Annotated in this window: 19 protein-coding genes; 11 read left to right on the top strand and 8 right to left on the bottom strand. The window is 66.1% G+C overall.

Annotated features, from left to right (window positions below):
* The first annotated feature begins 268 nt into the window (after positions 1 to 268).
* The gene (locus ACNO8X_RS15675) at positions 269 to 475 is read left to right on the top strand and encodes a hypothetical protein (RefSeq protein WP_234711495.1); all 207 of its coding nucleotides are present in this window, start codon (positions 269 to 271) and stop codon (positions 473 to 475) included.
* A gap of 80 nt (positions 476 to 555) precedes the next feature.
* Positions 556 to 972, top strand: a complete 417-nt coding sequence (locus ACNO8X_RS15670) for a DUF6188 family protein (protein WP_418001738.1) — start codon at positions 556 to 558, stop codon at positions 970 to 972.
* Positions 973 to 984: 12 nt separating this feature from the next.
* On the opposite strand, the gene ACNO8X_RS15665 is transcribed toward ACNO8X_RS15670, so the two are convergent.
* Complete coding sequence (locus ACNO8X_RS15665; protein WP_418001737.1) at positions 985 to 2,913, bottom strand: flavin-containing monooxygenase; 1,929 nt, start codon at positions 2,911 to 2,913, stop codon at positions 985 to 987.
* Positions 2,914 to 2,994: 81 nt separating this feature from the next.
* On the opposite strand from ACNO8X_RS15665, the gene ACNO8X_RS15660 reads away from it, so the two are divergent.
* Positions 2,995 to 4,278: a cytochrome P450 gene (locus tag ACNO8X_RS15660; RefSeq protein ID WP_418001736.1), complete on the top strand. Its 1,284-nt coding sequence runs from the start codon at positions 2,995 to 2,997 to the stop codon at positions 4,276 to 4,278.
* Positions 4,279 to 4,316: 38 nt separating this feature from the next.
* On the opposite strand, the gene ACNO8X_RS15655 is transcribed toward ACNO8X_RS15660, so the two are convergent.
* Positions 4,317 to 4,544 carry a hypothetical protein gene (locus ACNO8X_RS15655; RefSeq protein ID WP_418001735.1) on the bottom strand — a complete coding sequence of 76 codons (228 nt, stop codon included), beginning with the start codon at positions 4,542 to 4,544 and terminating at the stop codon, positions 4,317 to 4,319.
* Positions 4,541 to 5,449 carry a dienelactone hydrolase family protein gene (locus tag ACNO8X_RS15650; protein WP_418001734.1) on the bottom strand — a complete coding sequence of 303 codons (909 nt, stop codon included), beginning with the start codon at positions 5,447 to 5,449 and terminating at the stop codon, positions 4,541 to 4,543. Before ACNO8X_RS15650 ends, ACNO8X_RS15655 begins: the two co-directional genes overlap by 4 nt.
* A 123-nt stretch (positions 5,450 to 5,572) precedes the next feature.
* Here ACNO8X_RS15650 and ACNO8X_RS15645 point away from each other — a divergent pair, with 123 nt between their 5' ends.
* A complete protein-coding gene (locus ACNO8X_RS15645; protein WP_418001733.1) occupies positions 5,573 to 7,372 on the top strand; it encodes an N-acyl-D-amino-acid deacylase family protein in 1,800 nt (599 codons plus the stop codon).
* Entirely contained in the window at positions 7,362 to 7,805 is a 444-nt protein-coding gene (locus ACNO8X_RS15640) for a nuclear transport factor 2 family protein (protein ID WP_260938534.1), read from the top strand. Before ACNO8X_RS15645 ends, ACNO8X_RS15640 begins: the two co-directional genes overlap by 11 nt.
* Before the next feature lie 72 nt (positions 7,806 to 7,877).
* Here ACNO8X_RS15640 and ACNO8X_RS15635 read toward each other — a convergent pair whose 3' ends face one another.
* Together ACNO8X_RS15635 and bfr are read right to left on the bottom strand one after the other, a co-directional pair.
* The gene (locus ACNO8X_RS15635; protein ID WP_043392181.1) at positions 7,878 to 8,360 is read right to left on the bottom strand and encodes a carboxymuconolactone decarboxylase family protein; all 483 of its coding nucleotides are present in this window, start codon (positions 8,358 to 8,360) and stop codon (positions 7,878 to 7,880) included.
* Between the two features lie 114 nt (positions 8,361 to 8,474).
* Entirely contained in the window at positions 8,475 to 8,954 is a 480-nt protein-coding gene (gene bfr / locus ACNO8X_RS15630; RefSeq protein WP_133760614.1) for a bacterioferritin, read from the bottom strand.
* Positions 8,955 to 9,225: 271 nt separating this feature from the next.
* Here bfr and ACNO8X_RS15625 point away from each other — a divergent pair, with 271 nt between their 5' ends.
* Together ACNO8X_RS15625 and ACNO8X_RS15620 are read left to right on the top strand one after the other, a co-directional pair.
* On the top strand, positions 9,226 to 9,873 hold the full coding sequence (locus ACNO8X_RS15625) for a fatty-acid--CoA ligase (RefSeq protein ID WP_418001732.1): 648 nt from the start codon (positions 9,226 to 9,228) through the stop codon (positions 9,871 to 9,873).
* Positions 9,873 to 10,061 (top strand): (2Fe-2S)-binding protein, encoded by a 189-nt coding sequence (locus ACNO8X_RS15620; protein ID WP_043392187.1) that lies wholly within the window; start codon positions 9,873 to 9,875, stop codon positions 10,059 to 10,061. Before ACNO8X_RS15625 ends, ACNO8X_RS15620 begins: the two co-directional genes overlap by 1 nt.
* Positions 10,062 to 10,073: 12 nt before the next feature.
* On the opposite strand, the gene ACNO8X_RS15615 is transcribed toward ACNO8X_RS15620, so the two are convergent.
* The 3 genes from ACNO8X_RS15615 to ACNO8X_RS15605 are packed head-to-tail and all read right to left on the bottom strand — an operon-like array spanning position 10,074 to position 12,183.
* Entirely contained in the window at positions 10,074 to 10,844 is a 771-nt protein-coding gene (locus ACNO8X_RS15615; protein ID WP_418001731.1) for an enoyl-CoA hydratase/isomerase family protein, read from the bottom strand.
* Positions 10,841 to 11,548 carry a hypothetical protein gene (locus ACNO8X_RS15610; RefSeq protein WP_418001730.1) on the bottom strand — a complete coding sequence of 236 codons (708 nt, stop codon included), beginning with the start codon at positions 11,546 to 11,548 and terminating at the stop codon, positions 10,841 to 10,843. The genes ACNO8X_RS15615 and ACNO8X_RS15610 overlap by 4 nt, the downstream gene beginning before the upstream one ends.
* A gap of 11 nt (positions 11,549 to 11,559) precedes the next feature.
* A complete protein-coding gene (locus tag ACNO8X_RS15605) occupies positions 11,560 to 12,183 on the bottom strand; it encodes a PaaI family thioesterase (RefSeq protein ID WP_418001729.1) in 624 nt (207 codons plus the stop codon).
* Between the two features lie 505 nt (positions 12,184 to 12,688).
* Between ACNO8X_RS15605 and ACNO8X_RS15600 the strand changes: the two genes are divergently transcribed.
* The 4 genes from ACNO8X_RS15600 to lon all read left to right on the top strand — a co-directional run bounded on the left by ACNO8X_RS15600 (position 12,689) and on the right by lon (position 17,140).
* Positions 12,689 to 13,381, top strand: a complete 693-nt coding sequence (locus ACNO8X_RS15600) for a LuxR C-terminal-related transcriptional regulator (protein WP_418001728.1) — start codon at positions 12,689 to 12,691, stop codon at positions 13,379 to 13,381.
* An 18-nt stretch (positions 13,382 to 13,399) separates the two neighbouring features.
* Positions 13,400 to 13,879 carry a nucleoside deaminase gene (locus tag ACNO8X_RS15595; RefSeq protein ID WP_418001727.1) on the top strand — a complete coding sequence of 160 codons (480 nt, stop codon included), beginning with the start codon at positions 13,400 to 13,402 and terminating at the stop codon, positions 13,877 to 13,879.
* 175 nt (positions 13,880 to 14,054) lie between these two features.
* The gene (locus tag ACNO8X_RS15590) at positions 14,055 to 14,753 is read left to right on the top strand and encodes a VC0807 family protein (RefSeq protein ID WP_418001726.1); all 699 of its coding nucleotides are present in this window, start codon (positions 14,055 to 14,057) and stop codon (positions 14,751 to 14,753) included.
* Between the two features lie 29 nt (positions 14,754 to 14,782).
* On the top strand, positions 14,783 to 17,140 hold the full coding sequence (lon, locus tag ACNO8X_RS15585) for an endopeptidase La (protein WP_418001725.1): 2,358 nt from the start codon (positions 14,783 to 14,785) through the stop codon (positions 17,138 to 17,140).
* Positions 17,141 to 17,202 lie beyond the last annotated feature (62 nt).

The raw sequence follows: 17,202 nt of genomic DNA, 5'->3' as shown, positions 1-17,202 counted from the left end.
ACCCTTTGACCGCTGACCTTACCCGTTGCCTGGGCCACACGGCACCCGTCCGCAGGCCACCGACCTGCGATTATTTGCCAGCTTCCCACGGCCCTGTGTTCAAACCGTTATCAGCATTTGCCATCCTCACGACGGCCGGCCGGCGTGGCAGCGAACCGCCGCGGCCGAATGACCGCGTGGCGTTGGCCTAGTTGTGACCTGTCGCTGCTGGTTCCTGTGACGCGGCGGCGCGAGAATTGACGACAAGACCGGCCAGGAGGTCAGCATGATGACGGCACCGCCCCTCACCCCGCCCACCGTCGTGTCGCATGACGAGGTGGGCGTACATGTTCGCGGGCTCGGCTGCTCCTATGCGACCTGCACCTGCGGCTGGACCGCGCGCCCCCGGCACCTACGGGCCTCTGCCGAGCAGGACGCCTGGACGCACTCCATGGAATCGGGCTGCGCGCTGGCCTTCCCCCTCGTCAACCGGTAGCGCTCACTCTTCCCGATCGCCCGGACCCGCTCAACGTCGCGCGTTGTTGCGCGTCGGGCCAGGTCGTAACACAGTGGGTTATGACCGAACAGTGGATAAAAGGATGCGCAGTGCAGCGGATCTCCTTCCGCGACGGACTGGTGCTGGACCTGGAGGACTACAACGAGCTCGTCATCTCGGCGCCCCTGGCACTGACCCTGCCGGCCACCGAGACCGACCCGCAGGAAGTCGTTGCGATCAATCCGGCCGACGTGCGCAAGCAGGAACGGCCGTTGTTCGATTTCGCCGGCCAGAAGTGCACGCACGCCGAATGGGACGACAACGGCAGCCTGCACCTGGCGTTCGCGGACGGACACCGGATCGACGTGCCCACCGACCAGGAGCACACCTCCTGGGAGCTCTACGGCAAGCGCCATGGCTACGCGGCGTGCCTGCCGCGGGGGCAGGTACGCGTCGTCCGGCACGACTTGCCGGACGACGAATCCGTCAACAGCTGACCGCGCGTCCGTTCACCCGAAGGTGTAGTCCTCCGGGTCGGCATTTCGCGTCCAGGTCCAGTAGTCGACCAGGCGCCACGGGCTGAGCGTGTAGATGTCGCCGTCGGCGTTCTTGTAGAACGAATGCCGGACGGACGGCTGCGACCACACCATGGTCCGCATCTCGGCCTGGCTGCGCTGCACCCAGTCGTCCAGCCGCTCGGGCCGCGGTTCCATCCAGTTCCCGTGGCCGGTCAACAACAGGTCCAAACATTCTGAGATGTAACGCATCTGGCATTCCGAATGGAAGATCAGGCTGCCGCCACTGGCGAGATTGGTGCCGGGCCCGTACATACAGAAGAAGTTCGGGAATCCCGGGACGGTGATGCCGAGATACGCGCTCGGCCGTTCACCCCACTGCTCGCCCAGCACACGGCCCTCGCGGCCGACGATGGTCATGGGCCACAGCACCTTTCCGGCGTGAAAGCCGGTGGCGTAGACGATCACATCAGCGGGATGCCGCCGATCGTCGGCCGTCACGACGGCGTCGCGTTCGATACGTGCAATGGGCGTCCGGATCAGCTCGACGTGATCCTGCGTGAGCGTCTGGAGCCAGCTGCCGTTGTCCTGCAACGTCCGTTTGCCGGTCGCCGGGTAGTCCGGGATGACCTTGGCCAGCAGGTCCGGGTTGTCACCGATCTGGCCTTTGATCCACTCGGTGAACATGATTCGCGTGACGTCGTTGATCTCGCTGACCGCGCGTTGCTGATCGGGATAGTCCGGATCGACGCGGGCCGCGGCCAGGCCCTTGTCGCAACCGGGCCAGAACAGCAGGAAGCGGTACCAGCGGCCGTAGAACGGCAGGTGCTTGAGCGCCCATTTGACGCCGTCGCCGACTTTTCCGTGATAGTTGGGGTTGGGAAACATCCATTGTGCGGTTCGCTGAAAAATGTTGAGCGAAGCGACTTTTCCGGATATCGACGGCGCGATCTGGAACCCGCTGGCACCGGCGCCGACCATCGCGACGTGCTTGCCGGTGAGGTCGACATCGTGATCCCACTCCGCCGAATGGAACGACGGACCGGCGAAGTCGACCTGCCCCGAGATCGACGGCAGGTAAGGACGATTGAGTTGCCCGACGGCGCTGATCACCGCCCGTGCCGACACCGTCTCGGCCTTCCCGTCCGCCGTGCGCACCACCACCTGCCATGTCGCGGTCGCCTCGTCCCACGTCGCGCCGGTGACCTCGGTCTCGAACCGGACGTGTGGGCGGATTCCGTACTTGTCCAGGATGCGTTCGAAATAGGCCTGCAGCTCAGGTTGTTCGGCGAAGAACTGCGTCCAGTGGTCGCTGGGTTCAAAGCTGTAGCAGTAGAAGTGATTTCCCACATCGACCCGGGCGCCGGGATAGCTGTTGTGCCACCAGGTGCCGCCGACACCGGCACCGCGTTCGATGATGGTGAACGGAATCCCCGCCTCCTTCAAGCGGATACCGGCGAGCAGTCCGGATTCGCCACAGCCGATGACAAGTACCGGAAAATCCACGGCCGATTCGGCGTCACGGCCCGCCACACCGGCCCGCACATCCCGCCCGTCGAGCTCCATCTCCTCCAGCACCATCGGCACGTACTCGTCGGGCACCGGTTCGCAGACCAGCCACTCCATCATCTCCTTGAGCAGCTCGGCGCCGATGGGCTCCGGCTCCGGGCAGCCGCGGTCGCGGTAGTCGGCGATCACCTTCAGGGCCAGGGTGCGAACCGCTGCCTTGTCGTCCTCGGACATGTAGCCCTGGACCTCGTTGAGGAACAGTCCGGCAGGGCGCAGCGCACCGCGGATCAGCTCGGGATCACCGGACATGTGTACCAGCGACAGCATCAGTGTGGGGATGCTGACGTCCGTCAGGGCACGGGCGATGTCCTCGTCGGAGGTCGTAAATGGTTGTCCTGCATGTGGGTTACGCACCACAAGGAACTACCACGTTCCGCTGATTCTTCGCAGCCGATTCTGCCGCGGTACAGCCCGACCAGGCCTTACAGTCCGAAGATGGCCATTGCTCTACTCGACAACGGCGCACCGCCACAGGACCTCGCGCTGTCCGACATCGACCTGAGTTCGATCAAGTTCTGGGGCCGCCGCGACGGGTTCCGCGACGGTGCGTTCGCCACGCTGCGCCGCGAAGCGCCCATCTCCTTCCACGCCGAACTCACCCAGGAGGGGTTCGAACCCGGCCCCGGACACTGGGCGCTGACGCGCTACGACGACGTCTTCTTCGCCAGTCGCCATCCGCACATCTTCAGCTCCGCGGACGGCATCACGATCCCCGAGCAGACATCGGAACTGGCCGAGTATTTCGGCTCGATGATCGTGATGGACGACCCGCGGCACACCCGGCTGCGCAACATCGTGCGCAGCGCGTTCACCCCGAAAGTGGTGGCGCGGACGGAGGAGTCGGTGCGCCACCGCGCGCGCAGCCTGGTCGAGTCCATGATCAACCGCCACCCGGACGGCCACGGCGACATCGTGACCGACCTGGCCGGTCCCCTGCCGCTGCAGATCATCTGCGACATGATGGGCATTCCCGAGCAGGATCACGAACGGATCTTCCACTGGACCAACATCATTCTCGGCTTCGGCGATCCCGACCTGACCACCGATTACGAGGAGTTCTTCCGGTGCGCCATGGACATCGGCGGGTACGCCACCGCCCTGGCCGATGATCGCCGCGTCAATCCCCACGACGACCTGACCACTGCCCTGGTGCAGGCCGAGGTCGACGGCGAACGGCTGACGTCGAGCGAGGTGGCGTCGTTCTTCATCCTGCTGGTGGTCGCGGGCAACGAGACCACGCGTAACGCGATCAGCCACGGGGTGCTGACGCTCAGCCGGTTCCCCGAGCAGCGCGATCAATGGTGGGCCGACTACGACGCGGTGGCACCCACGGCCGTCGAGGAGATCATCCGCTGGGCCTCCCCTGTGGTCTACATGCGCCGGACCCTGACCCAGGACTTCGAGCTGAGCGGCGTGAAAATGAAAGCCGGGCAGAAGGTTACGTTGTGGTACGGCTCAGCCAATCGGGACGAGGCGAAGTTCGACCGGCCGTGGCTGTTCGATGTGCACCGGAATCCCAACCCGCACCTGGGCTTTGGCGGCGGTGGCGCACACTTCTGCCTGGGCGCGAACCTGGCCCGCCGCGAGATCGCGGTCGCGTTCGAAGAGATCCACCGCCGCGTGCCGGACCTGACCGCCACCGACGAGCCCGACCGGCTGTGGTCGCAGTTCATCCACGGCATCAAGCGCCTGCCGGTCAGTTGGACGCCTCCCCGCTGATCTACTGGACGATCAGCACACCGACCATCCCGGGGTGGTTACACGCAGTAGTAGGGGTACCGTCCCGGCGTCGTGGGCGCGGCAAAGGTGGCCTGCGCGTTGCCGCCGACCTTGACGTCGAACTGCCCCTTGACCTTTGACGTCACCGTATGTGCGACGTCGTCGCTGTTCAGGACGGTGATCTGCGCGCCGGGCGGCACGGTGAGCGGGTCGCCGAAGTTGAGCGCGGTGATGGTGATCGCCGCCGGCAAACGTGCCGTCCTCATGACAGGTACCTCTCCACCCAGGACTGCGTCTGCTTCCAGGCATCGGCGGCCGCCGCGGCGTTGTACCGCGGACCCGAGTCGTTGAAGAAGGCATGATCGGCGTCGGGCTCCACGACAATCTGATGAACCATGCCGGCCTGCTCCAGTGCGGCTGCCGCGGCATCTTTGCCGGCCGTCACCCGTTCGTCCTTCGCGCCGTAAAAGGCCAGCACCGCAGCCTGTTTCGAGCCGGCGAAGTCGTGCGGATCCGGCAACGGCCCGTAGAACGGCAACGCCGCCGCCAGCCGCGGTTCGCCGGCGGCCAGGAGCTGCCAGGTGAGGCCACCGCCGAAGCAGAAGCCGATCATCGCGAGTTTCACGCCGGGCGCCCGGCGCTGCAGTTCGTCGAGCCCGGAACGCAGGTCGGCGATGAACTGCTCCGGCGGAATCTTGCCGAGTGCCGCGGTCGCCTCGGCGGGGTCCTTGAATGCCGCGGTGCCGCCTTGCGCCGACAGCAGATCGATACCCAGCGCCGAGTACCCGCTGCCGCCGAAGCGGCCGACGACCGACCGCACCCAGTCAGTGAGGCCCTTGTTCTCGTGGATCACCAGCACCGCGCCGCGGGGCTGGGCGGCTGCGGCCCACGACCCCTGCATCTTGCCGTCGGCCCAGGTGATCGGTGCGGGCTGGACGGCGTTCTCCATGCCGGGCGGCGGCCCGGGCTCGATCGACGCCGCGGCGGACGGCTTCGATGTCGTCGACGCGGTCGGCTCTCGACTCTCGCCGCACGCGGCGATCAATGCGGTCGCGGCGGCGGTGCCGACGCCCAACAGCGCGAGCCGGCGCAGGGCTTCGCGGCGGGACAGCAACCCGTCGACGTGATCGGTGGCGATTTCCTCGGCGATGTACCGCTGCAAGGGGGTCACCCGAGCCAGTATCCGCCCTGATCCTGAGCGTCGTCCCAGGTTTCCCCAGGACGAGTAGACATTTTCAAGAAAGTGTTCACTTTTTCATTGACATGGGCCTGACCGGCACGCTTCTATAGTTAGGTGACCTCTGCAACGACGTTCGACACGATCATCCGCAACGGCCGTTGGTTCGACGGAACCGGCGCGCCTTCTGCCGTTCGGGACATCGGAATCCGCGACGGGCACGTCGTGGCGATCGGCGCAGATCTGGATGACACCGGATGCGCGAACGTCGTCGACGCCACCGGCAAATGGGTGACACCCGGCCTGCTGGACATCCACACGCACTACGACGTCGAGGTGCTGGTCGGCCCCGGCCTGGCCGAGTCACTGCGGCACGGCGTGACCACCGTGATGCTCGGCTCCTGCTCGCTGTCGACGGTGCACGTCGGCGGCGAAGACGCCGGTGACCTGTTCGGCCGGGTCGAGGCCATCCCGCGCGATCACGTCATCGCCGCCGTCGACGACAACAAGACCTGGGACACCGCAGAGGGTTACGTCACCGCGCTCGAGGACCGGCCCCTTGGCCCGAACGTCGCCGCGTTCATCGGCCACTCCGACATGCGCACCGCCGTCATGGGTCTGGACCGCGCCACCCGCAAAGACGTCCGCCCGACCCGAAGTGAGCAGGCCGAGATGGAACAGATGCTCGCGGCGGCACTGCAAGCCGGGTTTGTCGGATTGTCCTCGCAGCAACTGCTTTTCGACAAGATCGACGGCGATACCTGCCGGTCCCGCACGCTGCCCTCCACCTACGCCAAGGCGCGCGAGCTGCGCCGGCTCAAGACGCAGCTGCGTCGCTCGGGTCGCATCCTGCAGTCGGGCCCGGATCTGGAGAACCCACTGAACCTGTTGTCTCAGTTGGCCCAGTCACTCGGCCTGTTCCGCGAGAACCTCAAGACCAGCCTGCTGTCGGCGGCCGACATCAAGGCCAACCCCTACGCCATCACCATCATGGGGCCGGTGGCCCGGCTGGTGAACAAGCTCGGCGGCAACTTCCGGTGGCAGCACCTGCCGGTACCCTTCGAGGTGTACGCCGACGGCATCGACCTGGTGGTGTTCGAGGAATTCGGCTCCGGCGCAGCGGCACTGCACCTGCGCGACGAGGTCGAGCGCAATGATCTGATGCGCAATGACGAGTACCGCCGCCAGTTCCGCAAGGACTACGAGAACAAGTTCGGCGTCCGAGTCTGGCACCGCGACTTCTTCGACGCCGAGATCGTCGGCTGCCCCGACGAGTCCCTGATCGGCAAGACCTTCGGCCAGGTCGGCGTCGACCGCGGACTGCATCCGGTGGATGCCTTCCTGGATCTGGTGCTCGAACACGGCCGCGAAGTACGTTGGCGCACCACGATTTCCAACCATCGCCCCGAGGTGCTCAAGAAGCTGGCCCGCGACCCCGGCATCCAGCTGGGCTTCTCCGATGCCGGCGCGCACCTGCGGAACATGGCGTTCTACAACATGGGCCTGCGCCTGCTGCGCCACGTGCGCGATGCCGAGCGCGCAGGCACCCCCTTCCTGACCGTCGAGCAGGCCGTGCACCGGCTGACCGGTGAACTCGCAGACTGGTACCGCCTCGATGCCGGACACCTGCGGGTCGGAGACCGGGCCGACCTGGTCGTCATCGACCCGGAGCGCCTGGACGATTCGCTCGACGCGTACGCCGAAGACCCCGTCGAGCAGTACGGCGGCCTCTCCCGCATGGTCAACCGCAACGACGCGGCCGTCCCCGCGGTGTTCGTCGGCGGGCAACAGGTGGTACGCGACGGCCTGCCGACCGATCTGGTCGGCGCCACCCGCACCGGCCGATTCCTGCGGTTCGCCCGTCAGACCCCAGCTCTACCCATCGCCAAGGAAGGTGAGTTCGCCAGTGTCGGTTGAGGATACGGTCCACGGGTTGTGGCAGGCGCTGTCAGCGCGGGATTGGGAGCGGCTGAAGGACTTCGTGTCCGACGACTGCATCTACCTGGACATGCCGGTCGGCCCGGCCGCCGCCGCGCGCGGGCCGGAGGACATCGTCAAACGCCTGAAGATCGGGCTGGAGCCGCTGGCCTCATACGAGAACTTCGACGGTCTGCTGCTGACCGACGGCGCCGACGCCATGTACGAGCATCACGAGGAATGGCATTGGGAGACCGGGGAATCCGCGGTGCTCAAGTTCGTCACCGTGCACCGCGTCGAGAACGGCAAGGTGACGCTGTGGAAGGACTACTGGGACATGGGCGCGCTGTCGAACTTCGCCCCGCCGTCCTGGCTGGAGAATTTCGCCACCGCTGACATGTCGTGGATCTTCGACGCGACAGACTTGGTCTAGTACGCCGAATGTCCAGTTGCGACACGGAATTCCGAGAATTGCGTGCTGCAACTGGCCAGTGGGCGGGACTCCTCAGAGGGTGATCTTGCAGGCCTGACCGATGTCGAGGGTGCGCAGCATGCGGCCCATGCCGAGCCACATGGCACACGACAGCGCCAGGTCGGTCAGCAGCTCGTCGCTGAAATGTTCTGCGGCGCGGGCCCAGAAGTCCTCGTCGTCACGCAGCCCGGTGTGGTCGGACGCGAAGCGGTAGGCGAACTCGGCGGCGATGCGCTCCTGCTCGGAGTAGCCCGGCCAGGTCTGCCACACGCCGGCATGGTTGTAGAGGTCTTCGTCGACACCGGCCGCCTCGGCGGCCGAATCGCGGGTGTTCTGGCACACGACGCACTCGTTGTCGAGTGCGATGACCACGCGGGCCAGCTCACGCACGCGTAATGGCAAGCGCCCCTTGGTGTAGACGGCGTTGGTAAAACCCGCCATGGCCGTGCCGATGTCGGGCGACTTGAGCACCCAGGCGGTCACGTCTTCGTCGGTGAAATCTCCGATTCGGCTCACTTTTCGAACGCTACGCCAAAACTGAAACAAGTTCTAGTTTTTTGTGCGATGAATCCGTCGCACCAACGACAACGGCCCCACCCGAGAAGGGCGGGGCCGTGTTCGTGAAATCTGCTACGACGGCGGACGCGACACGCACTGTGCCGCGTAGAGCTGCTCGCCGAGCTTGTCCATCAACTCCAACTGCGTTTCCAGGTAGTCGATGTGGCCCTCCTCGTCGGCGAGGATGGCCTCGAAGATGTTCGCACTGGTGGCGTCACCCTTCTCGCGGCACAGGATGATGCCTGGCTTCAACCGGGTGACCACCTCGTACTCGATGGCCAGGTCGGCCTCGAACTGCTCGCGCAGGGTCTGGCCTACGCGCAGCGAGAACAACCGCTGGTAATTGGGCAGCCCATCCAGCAGCAGAATGCGATCGGTGAGGGTTTCCGCGTGGTGCATTTCCTCGATCGACTCTTCACGGGTGTGCTTGGCCAATTCCGTGAAGCCCCAATTGTCCTGCATTTTCGAATGCAAAAAGTATTGGTTGATCGCGGTGAGCTCACTGGTCAATTGCTCGTTGAGCAACTTGAGGATTTCGGGGTCGCCTTGCATTTCGGCTCCTTTAAACACCATCGGGCTGGGTCAAGTGTCACTGGCGCGGAACAACAACGTGCCTCTGCCAAACGTAGTCCAGCGACCCTCGGTGGGCGACCGGATCGGCCCGTGTTTCCCGCCCGATTTAACCCCGGATGGCCGGTTTCGGGATCGGCGACTTCATTGCTGGCCAGCAGCTATGGACTGGCTGCCCTAAGTAAGGTTAGACTGCACTAACCACCGCGGCATGCGTCCGCGGTACCGAGCGACCCAAGAATGGCAGGACCCGATGAGCGAGCAGCCGTTGCACTCGCTCATTCTTGCCGCTGATTATCGCGTCGATGATGTGGAAGCGATGTGGGAGCGGCTGAAATCGCACCGCTCGATTCTGACTGACCTGTCCGCACACCATGTCGTCGTGTATTCATCGCTCTGGGAACCGGGACGCGTATTGGCGACCGTCGGTATCCACAATGCGAATTCAGTACGCGAAGTCTTGCGTTCGCCGGCCATATTCGAATTCTTCGACGCCTCCGGCGTGGACGACATTCCCGCGATTTTCGCCGGTGAGGTGGTCGAGAAGATCGATCTGGCCGAACCACCACCGGGCGAGCATGCCGTCGCGTCCGTCGTCGTCGGTGTCGTCACCGCGGTCGAGGACGTGCCCGCCTTGATGGACAAGGTGCACGACGCCGCCGAACGGTTCCGGGAAGCCGGTGTGTGCAAGGTCTGGGTGTACCGGGCCTTCGACGACGGCCACGAGGTGCTGATCCTGCAGCAGATCGAGAGCGAAGCCGCCGCCCGCCGCTGGATCGATCACCCCGATGCCGCCGCCGAGTGGATGTCCGCCGCCGGCTTCGGCGTCTATCCGTCGGTTTTCGTCGGCACCCTGGCCCACATCACGTCTATCGACGCCGCCGACGAGGCGGCCAACTGATGTTCGTGTGTCTGTGTACCGGAGTGACCAGCCAGGTCGTCACCGAACTCGTTGCCGGTGGCGCCACCACGTCGAAGCAGATCGCCGAGAAATGCGGCGCCGGCCTGGACTGCGGCCGCTGCCGCCGCACCGTGCGGGCCATCATCGAATCGGCTCGCACCGACTGCCCGGTACACAAAGCCGGCTAGGTCGGGCGGCCGCTAGCCCTTCCGCCCCACGAACGCGCTCAACGCATCGGCGTTGGCGGAACCACCCAGCAACTCGGCGAACTGACCGGACTCGCGCTGCGTCGCCGCGACAATCGCCTCACGCGTCGGCTCGACCATCGCATGTTTGACGGCCATCAGACTCGAAAGCGGCCGCGAGGCAATGATTTCCGCGTGGCGGCGCGCCTCCGGCAGCAGGTCGTCCGGTTCGCAGACCCGCCACACCAGACCCATGCGCAGGGCTTCGTCGGCGCTCACCCACTCCGAGGACAGCAGCAACCAGGCGGCGTTCTGCCGTCCCATCAGTCGCGGCAGCAGGTATGACGACGCGGCCTCCGACGCCACCCCGAGACTGGTGAACGGGCATTTGAGCCGCGCGGTTGTCGACATGAACGCCAGATCGGCATAGCCGAGGATGGTGGTGCCGATGCCCAGCCCGACCCCGTTCACCGCGCAGATCAACGGTTTGGGGAATGCCGTCAGCGCCTCGATCAGACCGGGAAAGCCGTACTCCCCCATCTGATATTCGGGGTTGGTGACCATCGCCTGCATCTCGACGAGGTCGTTGCCTGCGCTGAAAGCCCGCCCGGCGCCGGTGAGCAGCACGACGGAGACGTCCGGATCGGCCGCGGCTTCCTTCAGTGCGATCGTGGTGGCGTCGTACAGCGCCTCGCTGAACGCGTTGAGTGCGTCGGGCCGGTTCAGGGTCAGGGTGCGGACCCGGTTGGTGTCGTCGATCTGAACGAGCGCGGCGGGGTCGGTCACAGCTTGTCTCCAAACGGGTTTCGCATGACGTAGCGACTGGTGGGCACGGTGTCCACGTTGACGTTGGCGCCGAAGGCCGACGTGCTGGCGGTCATCTTGGCTGCGCGGTCGGCCAGGTCGGCGTCGTCGGCGGCGCCGAAGAATGCGTGCAGGCTCGCGGTCGCCTCGATGGGGAACAACTCCTCGACGATGGCGCCCAGTTGCGGAGCGTCGGGCGTCAGCGAACGGACCACCGCGTTCTGCGTGTAGCCGAACGTGGATTGAGTGTCGATGGCGATCTGCGTGTGGTCAATGTGCCAGCGGCGGAACCACTCTCGTTCATCCATCCCGTCCGGGCGGCGCAGCAGCGCGACGTTCGCCAGGCCCGTGGTGCGCTCGCCGAGAACGATTGCCGGGCCGGCCATCGGAACCGATTCGGTGACCAGATATGCGGCCAGCTCGGTGCATTCGGCGCGCAGTCGTGCCAGTACCGCGGTCATCTGCGCACCGTAGTACTGCTGCGTCCACACGCTGAGCACAGCGACGACCGGCGGGTCGAGCGTGGTCAGCAACATCAGAGAGTCCCGCACCGCGACGTCTTTCACGTTGACCGCCAACCCGGGCACACCCAGCGCCAGCAACTCGTCGGCGACCTCGGTGCGCAGGCGTTCACACCAGGCGTCGTCCGCGGTGTCACGCCGCAGCGTGACCATGACCTTCTCCATCGAATCTCCCGTCAGTCCCGCGCCCAGCGCGGAGTGATGAACACGCCCTCGGCCTCGACCGTGATGCCCTCGGCATCGGAGATGTGCCCGACGGCATAGGTCTTGACGCCCTCGGTTCGGACGATGCGGGCCTCGGTGTGCAGATCCCCGAGTCGCGTCATGCGCCGGTAGCGCATCGTGAGCGTGCCGGTCAGCCGCGGCCGGCCAGGCAAGCTCGCGCCCTCGCCGAGCACATGGTCGAGAATCATGGCCGACACCCCGCCATGCACGTGGCCCGGCGGACCTTCGTACGCGGCACCCAGATGGAAGTCGGCCGACACACTGCCGTCCTCGGCCCGGATCAGGACCACCGGCGGGGCGATCGGATTGCGCACGCCGATCACCGCGTTACCCCACGGCATTTCACTGCCTTGCGCTCCGAATCGGATACCGAACGAGCCCTCGAGCTGGTCGGCGCGCAACTGGGCGGTCGCGGCGTCGATCTCGGCCTTGACCGCCGCGACGGTGTCGGCACCGGTCTCCGTGCGGATGGTGGCATCGATCAGCTCGCGCACAGACTGCGTCAACGGTTCGTAGATGGCCCGCATCCGCGCCACCTCGTCGGCGCTCAGCTTCTGCAATGTGTCGTCGAGCACCCTTGAACTAGAACACGTTCTAATCAGGCTGTCGAGGTTGGGGTCCCATTGCCTGCGCGCCAACAGATTTCGGACGACCAAGGCGGATCCCCGCGGGGCATGACACCAAGCAGGCCCCGGCGTCGCCAGCTACTACACAAGTTGCCAGCAGCAAATGCCATGACGGCATCAGCGAACTGATTTTAGTGGGACCGGCGGTCCACCGGGCCGAGCGTGCCGACCGACGACGTTGGTCGGTGAACATGCCACCGTGGAACTATCCCGTCGGGCGACATAGAGCCCGCCTACCTGCCAATTAGAGAGTTTGCCTACCACATCGTCAAATAGCGGCGCGGCAAATTTGCCAAAAATTCGTACCTTTCGGCGGAATGCTGTACTTCGGCATACCTGCGGATTAGAGTCTCGAAACAGGCGCCGTCTTCGCGCATTCAGCAAATCCTGATGGGCAACACGGCAATGCGATCCCGAATACTGCGGGGATCCGGTTGTTAAGGAGTTCAGGCCGATGCGGATCGATGTGTTCGCCGGATGTCAGGTCTCGCGGGTAACCGTCGTGGATTCATACGAGGTGGTCTATGCGGGCGTCGCGGCCTGGCTCCGCGAGGACGCCGCATTCTGCGGGACCACCACGGCCCATTACACCGATGCCGGGCAGTTCCTGCGTAGTCACCCGATTCGCGAAGACGATCCCGAATGCGATGCGGAGGTGGTGTTGCTCGGACTGCACGCGGACGAAGGGACGGGTCTGGCCGGCGTCCGCGAACTCGCCAACCGCGGTTGCAACGTCGTGGTGTACTCCCATCTCACGGACCGCGACGTGATCCGCACCGCGATCGACTCCGGCGCCATGACCTACCTGACGCAGACCGAGGGCCGGGAGCACCTCCTCAAAGCCATCCGGGCCGCCGTCACCCCGTTCCCATACCTGGGGCCGAGCATGGTGGCCGCCCTGGATGACCGGGATATCTGCCTGCGCCCGGCGCTGGCGCCGCGGGAGCAGGAGGTACTGCTGACGTGGTTCCGGACGGACAGCAAAGAGCTCGTCGCCCAGCAGCTGTTCCTGGCGCCCAGCACCGTGCGCACGCACCTGCAGCGCATCCGCGCAAAGTACATCGCCGCCGGTCGCCCGGCCGGCACCAAGGCCGCCCTGGTCGCGCGTGCCATCCAGGATCGGATCATCAGCATCGACGATCTGTGACTCCGTAAACTTCACCCCATGACCGTCACCGCCGATGATCTGCGCCACCTGAGCCGCTGCGTCGAGCTGGCCCGCGAAGCGCTGGAGGATGGTGACCAACCGTTCGGCTCGCTGCTGGTGGATGCCGACGGCGTCGTGGTCTTCGAGGACCGCAACCGCGTCTCCGGTGGCGACCAGACTCAGCATCCCGAGTTCGCGATAGCCCGTTGGGCCGCAACCAATCTCGATCCCACCCAGCGTGCCGCCGCGGTGACGTACACCTCCGGCGAGCACTGCCCCATGTGCTCTGCCGCGCATGCCTGGGTCGGCCTGGGACGCATCGTCTACGCGACGTCGTCGGAGCAACTGGGCGGCTGGCTCGGTGAGTGGGGCGTCGCGCCCTCCCCTGTTGCGGCACTGCCCATTTCCGTGGTCGCACCCGGCGTCCCGATCGACGGCCCCGTCGATGAGTTCGCCGGCCCCATGGAGGGGCTGTACGAAGCGGCATTCCGCCGCTGACTCCCCTTCCGAGTCTCAACCGTTAGACAACTGCGACGTCACTCTTCGGCATCGAGACGAGGAACCCGGCGCCCTGGGTGCTTCACTATTCACTACGGGAGCCTGCCGTTACCCCCGAGACGGCAGGCTCCCTGTTCTCTGCGATGTGCCAGATTCAGTGGCTACTGTCGGCGACGTGCCGGATTCAGTGCCAACAGTCGCCGCAGAGGCGAACGAGGCCACGCAACCACCATCGATGCGACCAATTCTTCGGGGCATCCTGCTCGATATCGCTCCGCCGCTGACCGCCTACTACGGGCTGCGGGCCGCCGGTGCATCGGAGTATGCCGCCCTGCTGACCGCAACCATCGTGGCCGGCATCAAGGTCGCGTATGACGCCATCCGGGCCAGACGACTCGACCCCTTCGCCGGCTATCTGATGTTGAACTTCGGCCTGAGCCTGGCCGTCGGGCTGAGTACGTCGGACGCCCGGCTGCTGCTCGCCGGCACCACGCTGGTCGGCGGCATCGGCGGGCTGATCTTCCTCGGTAGCTGCGTGGTCGGCACACCCCTGACCCAGGTCATCGCCGAACGGGTCCAGACCGGCGAACAAGACACCGACCCGGCTGCGGTCGCCTACCGCCGACGGGTGCAGATTCTGCTCTCAGCGATGTGGGGCGTCGGATTGATCATCGGGACCGGGGTGCAGGTGGCGATCATCTTCGCCACGTCGGTGGACGTCGCCAACGCTGTGACCACAGTGTTCTCGCTGGCCACCACTGCAGTGCTGTTGGCGGCGACGTTCGTCATCGGCAAGCGGGCCCGGACCCGGTGGGAAGAGCGGGAGCAGCGGGTGCCGACGGAGGTGGAACAAATCGACGACCCCAAAGGTTGAGCGCAGGAGATTCAACTTTGGAGGTACGGATGTCTGACGCCACAACAGCACCCATCGCTGTTCCCGTCCTGTTTGTCACCGAGCCGATCGTCCTGCCGGGCATGGTCGTGCCCATCGAACTCGATGATGCGGCGCGCGCCGCGGTCGACGCGGCCCAGGCCGCCGCTGCCGCCGGCGAGGCCGGCAAGCTGCTCATCGCACCTCGCCTCGACGACCGCTACCCCACTCACGGCGTCCTGGCGTCGATCGTCCAGGTCGGCCGGGTGCCCGGCGGCGGTGCCGCGGCCGTCGTCCGCGGCGAGCGCCGCGCGCACATCGGTTCCGGCACCACCGGCCCGGGTAGCGCACTGTGGGTGCTGGTCGATGAGGTTGACGAGCCTGAAGCCACCGACGAAACCCGAGCGCTGGCAGCCGAATACAAGAAGTTGCTGCTGGCCGTGCTGCAGCGCCGGGAGGCGTGGCAGATCGTCGACGCCGTCAACCAGATCAGTGAACCGTCGGCCCTGGCCGACACCGCCGGCTACGCGTCGTACCTGACCGACGTGCAGAAGCGCGAGCTCCTGGAGACCGCCGATGTGGGCGAACGGTTGCGCAGGCTGGTCGAATGGACCGGCGAGCATCTGGCCGAGGTCGAGGTCAACGACAAGATCGCCGAGGACGTCCGCTCCGGAATGGACAAGCGGCAGAAGGAATTCCTGCTGCGCCAGCAGCTGGACGCCATCCGCAAGGAGCTGGGCGAGCTGGACGGTAGCGCCGGGACCGAGGAGCCCGCGGACTACCGGACCCGGATCGAGGCGGCCGATCTGCCCGAGAAGGTGCGGGAGGCGGCGCTGCGTGAGGTCGGCAAGCTGGAGCGGTCCAGCGAGCAGACCCCTGAGGGCGGCTGGATCCGTACCTGGCTGGACACCGTGCTGGACCTGCCGTGGCACGAACGCACCGAGGATTCGGCGGATCTGAAGGCTGCCAGGGAGATTCTGGACGCCGACCACCATGGACTGGACGACGTGAAAGACCGCATCGTCGAGTACCTGGCGGTGCGGGCCCGTCGCGCGCAGCGTGGCATGGCCGTCGTCGGCGGCCGGGGTTCGGGTGCGGTGATGGTGCTGGCCGGCCCGCCCGGCGTCGGCAAGACGTCGCTCGGTGAGTCGGTGGCGCGTGCGCTGGGCCGCAGGTTCGTCCGCGTCGCCCTGGGCGGCGTGCGCGACGAGGCCGAGATCCGTGGGCACCGGCGTACCTACGTCGGCGCGCTGCCGGGCCGCATCGTGCGAGCCATCGGCGAGGCCGGGTCGATGAATCCCGTTGTGCTGCTTGACGAGATCGACAAGGTGGGCTCCGACTACCGCGGCGATCCGGCGGCGGCGCTGCTGGAGGTGCTGGACCCGGCGCAGAACCACACGTTCCGCGATCACTACCTGGACCTGGATCTGGACCTGTCCGATGTGGTGTTCCTGGCGACGGCAAACGTCATCGAGAACATCCCGTCGGCGCTGCTGGACCGCATGGAGCTCGTCACCATCGACGGCTACACCGAGGACGACAAGGTCGCCATCGCCCGGGATTACCTGCTGCCCCGGCAGGCCGAACGGGCGGCGTTGACCACCGACGAGGTGACCGTGACGGACGCGGCGTTGCGCAAGATCGCCGCGGACTACACCCGTGAACCGGGTGTCCGGCAGTTCGAGCGACTGCTCGCGAAGGCACTGCGGAAGGTGACCACCAAGCTGGCCACCGGTGTCGACGCCGTCACGGTGGACGAGCCGGATCTGGTCCAGTACCTGGGCCGTCCGCGGTTCATGCCGGAGTCGGCCGAGCGCACCGCGGTGCCCGGAGTGGCCACGGGCCTGGCCGTCACCGGTATGGGTGGCGATGTCCTCTACATCGAGGCGGGCTCGAACGACGGTGAACCGGGTCTGCAGTTGACCGGGCAGCTGGGCGACGTGATGAAGGAGTCGGCGCAGATCGCCCTGTCCTACGTGCGGTCGCACGCCGCCGAACTCGGCGTCGACCCGGCCGCACTGGACCGCAGGATCCATGTGCACGTGCCCGCGGGCGCGGTGCCCAAGGATGGTCCATCTGCGGGCGTGACGATGGTGACCGCGCTGGTCTCCATGGCCACGGGGCGCCAGGTTCGTTCCGACGTCGGGATGACGGGCGAGGTCACGCTGAACGGGCGGGTGTTGCCCATCGGCGGGGTCAAGCAGAAGCTGATGGCGGCCCAACGTGCCGGGCTGACAACAGTTTTCATCCCGTCACGCAACGAGCCGGACCTGGACGACGTGCCGGCCGAGGTCTTGGACGCACTCGATGTGCGACCGATGACCGACGTGGCCGACATCATCGCCCAGGCGCTGGAGCCGGCTGCCCAGGCTGCGACTGTCGCGGCCTGACAACTGGATGACGCGAGCAGACCCAAATGTTCCTGTTCACCTCATGGTGGTGGGACATTTGC

This window comes from Mycobacterium sp. PDNC021 (assembly GCF_048282635.1).
Lineage (GTDB): Bacteria > Actinomycetota > Actinomycetes > Mycobacteriales > Mycobacteriaceae > Mycobacterium > Mycobacterium llatzerense.
This window is presented reverse-complemented; position numbering and strand designations above follow the sequence as displayed.

Excerpts from the sequence above, each read along its gene's own strand:
- ACNO8X_RS15675 (WP_234711495.1), top strand. The coding sequence starts at position 269 with ATGACGGCACCGCCCCTCACCCCGCCCACCGTCGTGTCGCATGACGAG.
- bfr (WP_133760614.1), bottom strand. The coding sequence starts at position 8,954 with ATGCAAGGCGACCCCGAAATCCTCAAGTTGCTCAACGAGCAATTGACC.
- lon (WP_418001725.1), top strand. The coding sequence starts at position 14,783 with ATGTCTGACGCCACAACAGCACCCATCGCTGTTCCCGTCCTGTTTGTC.
- ACNO8X_RS15655 (WP_418001735.1), bottom strand. The coding sequence starts at position 4,544 with ATGAGGACGGCACGTTTGCCGGCGGCGATCACCATCACCGCGCTCAAC.
- ACNO8X_RS15595 (WP_418001727.1), top strand. The coding sequence starts at position 13,400 with ATGACCGTCACCGCCGATGATCTGCGCCACCTGAGCCGCTGCGTCGAG.
- ACNO8X_RS15660 (WP_418001736.1), top strand. The coding sequence starts at position 2,995 with ATGGCCATTGCTCTACTCGACAACGGCGCACCGCCACAGGACCTCGCG.
- ACNO8X_RS15620 (WP_043392187.1), top strand. The coding sequence starts at position 9,873 with ATGTTCGTGTGTCTGTGTACCGGAGTGACCAGCCAGGTCGTCACCGAA.
- ACNO8X_RS15600 (WP_418001728.1), top strand. The coding sequence starts at position 12,689 with ATGCGGATCGATGTGTTCGCCGGATGTCAGGTCTCGCGGGTAACCGTC.
- ACNO8X_RS15670 (WP_418001738.1), top strand. The coding sequence starts at position 556 with ATGACCGAACAGTGGATAAAAGGATGCGCAGTGCAGCGGATCTCCTTC.
- ACNO8X_RS15610 (WP_418001730.1), bottom strand. The coding sequence starts at position 11,548 with ATGGAGAAGGTCATGGTCACGCTGCGGCGTGACACCGCGGACGACGCC.
- ACNO8X_RS15625 (WP_418001732.1), top strand. The coding sequence starts at position 9,226 with ATGAGCGAGCAGCCGTTGCACTCGCTCATTCTTGCCGCTGATTATCGC.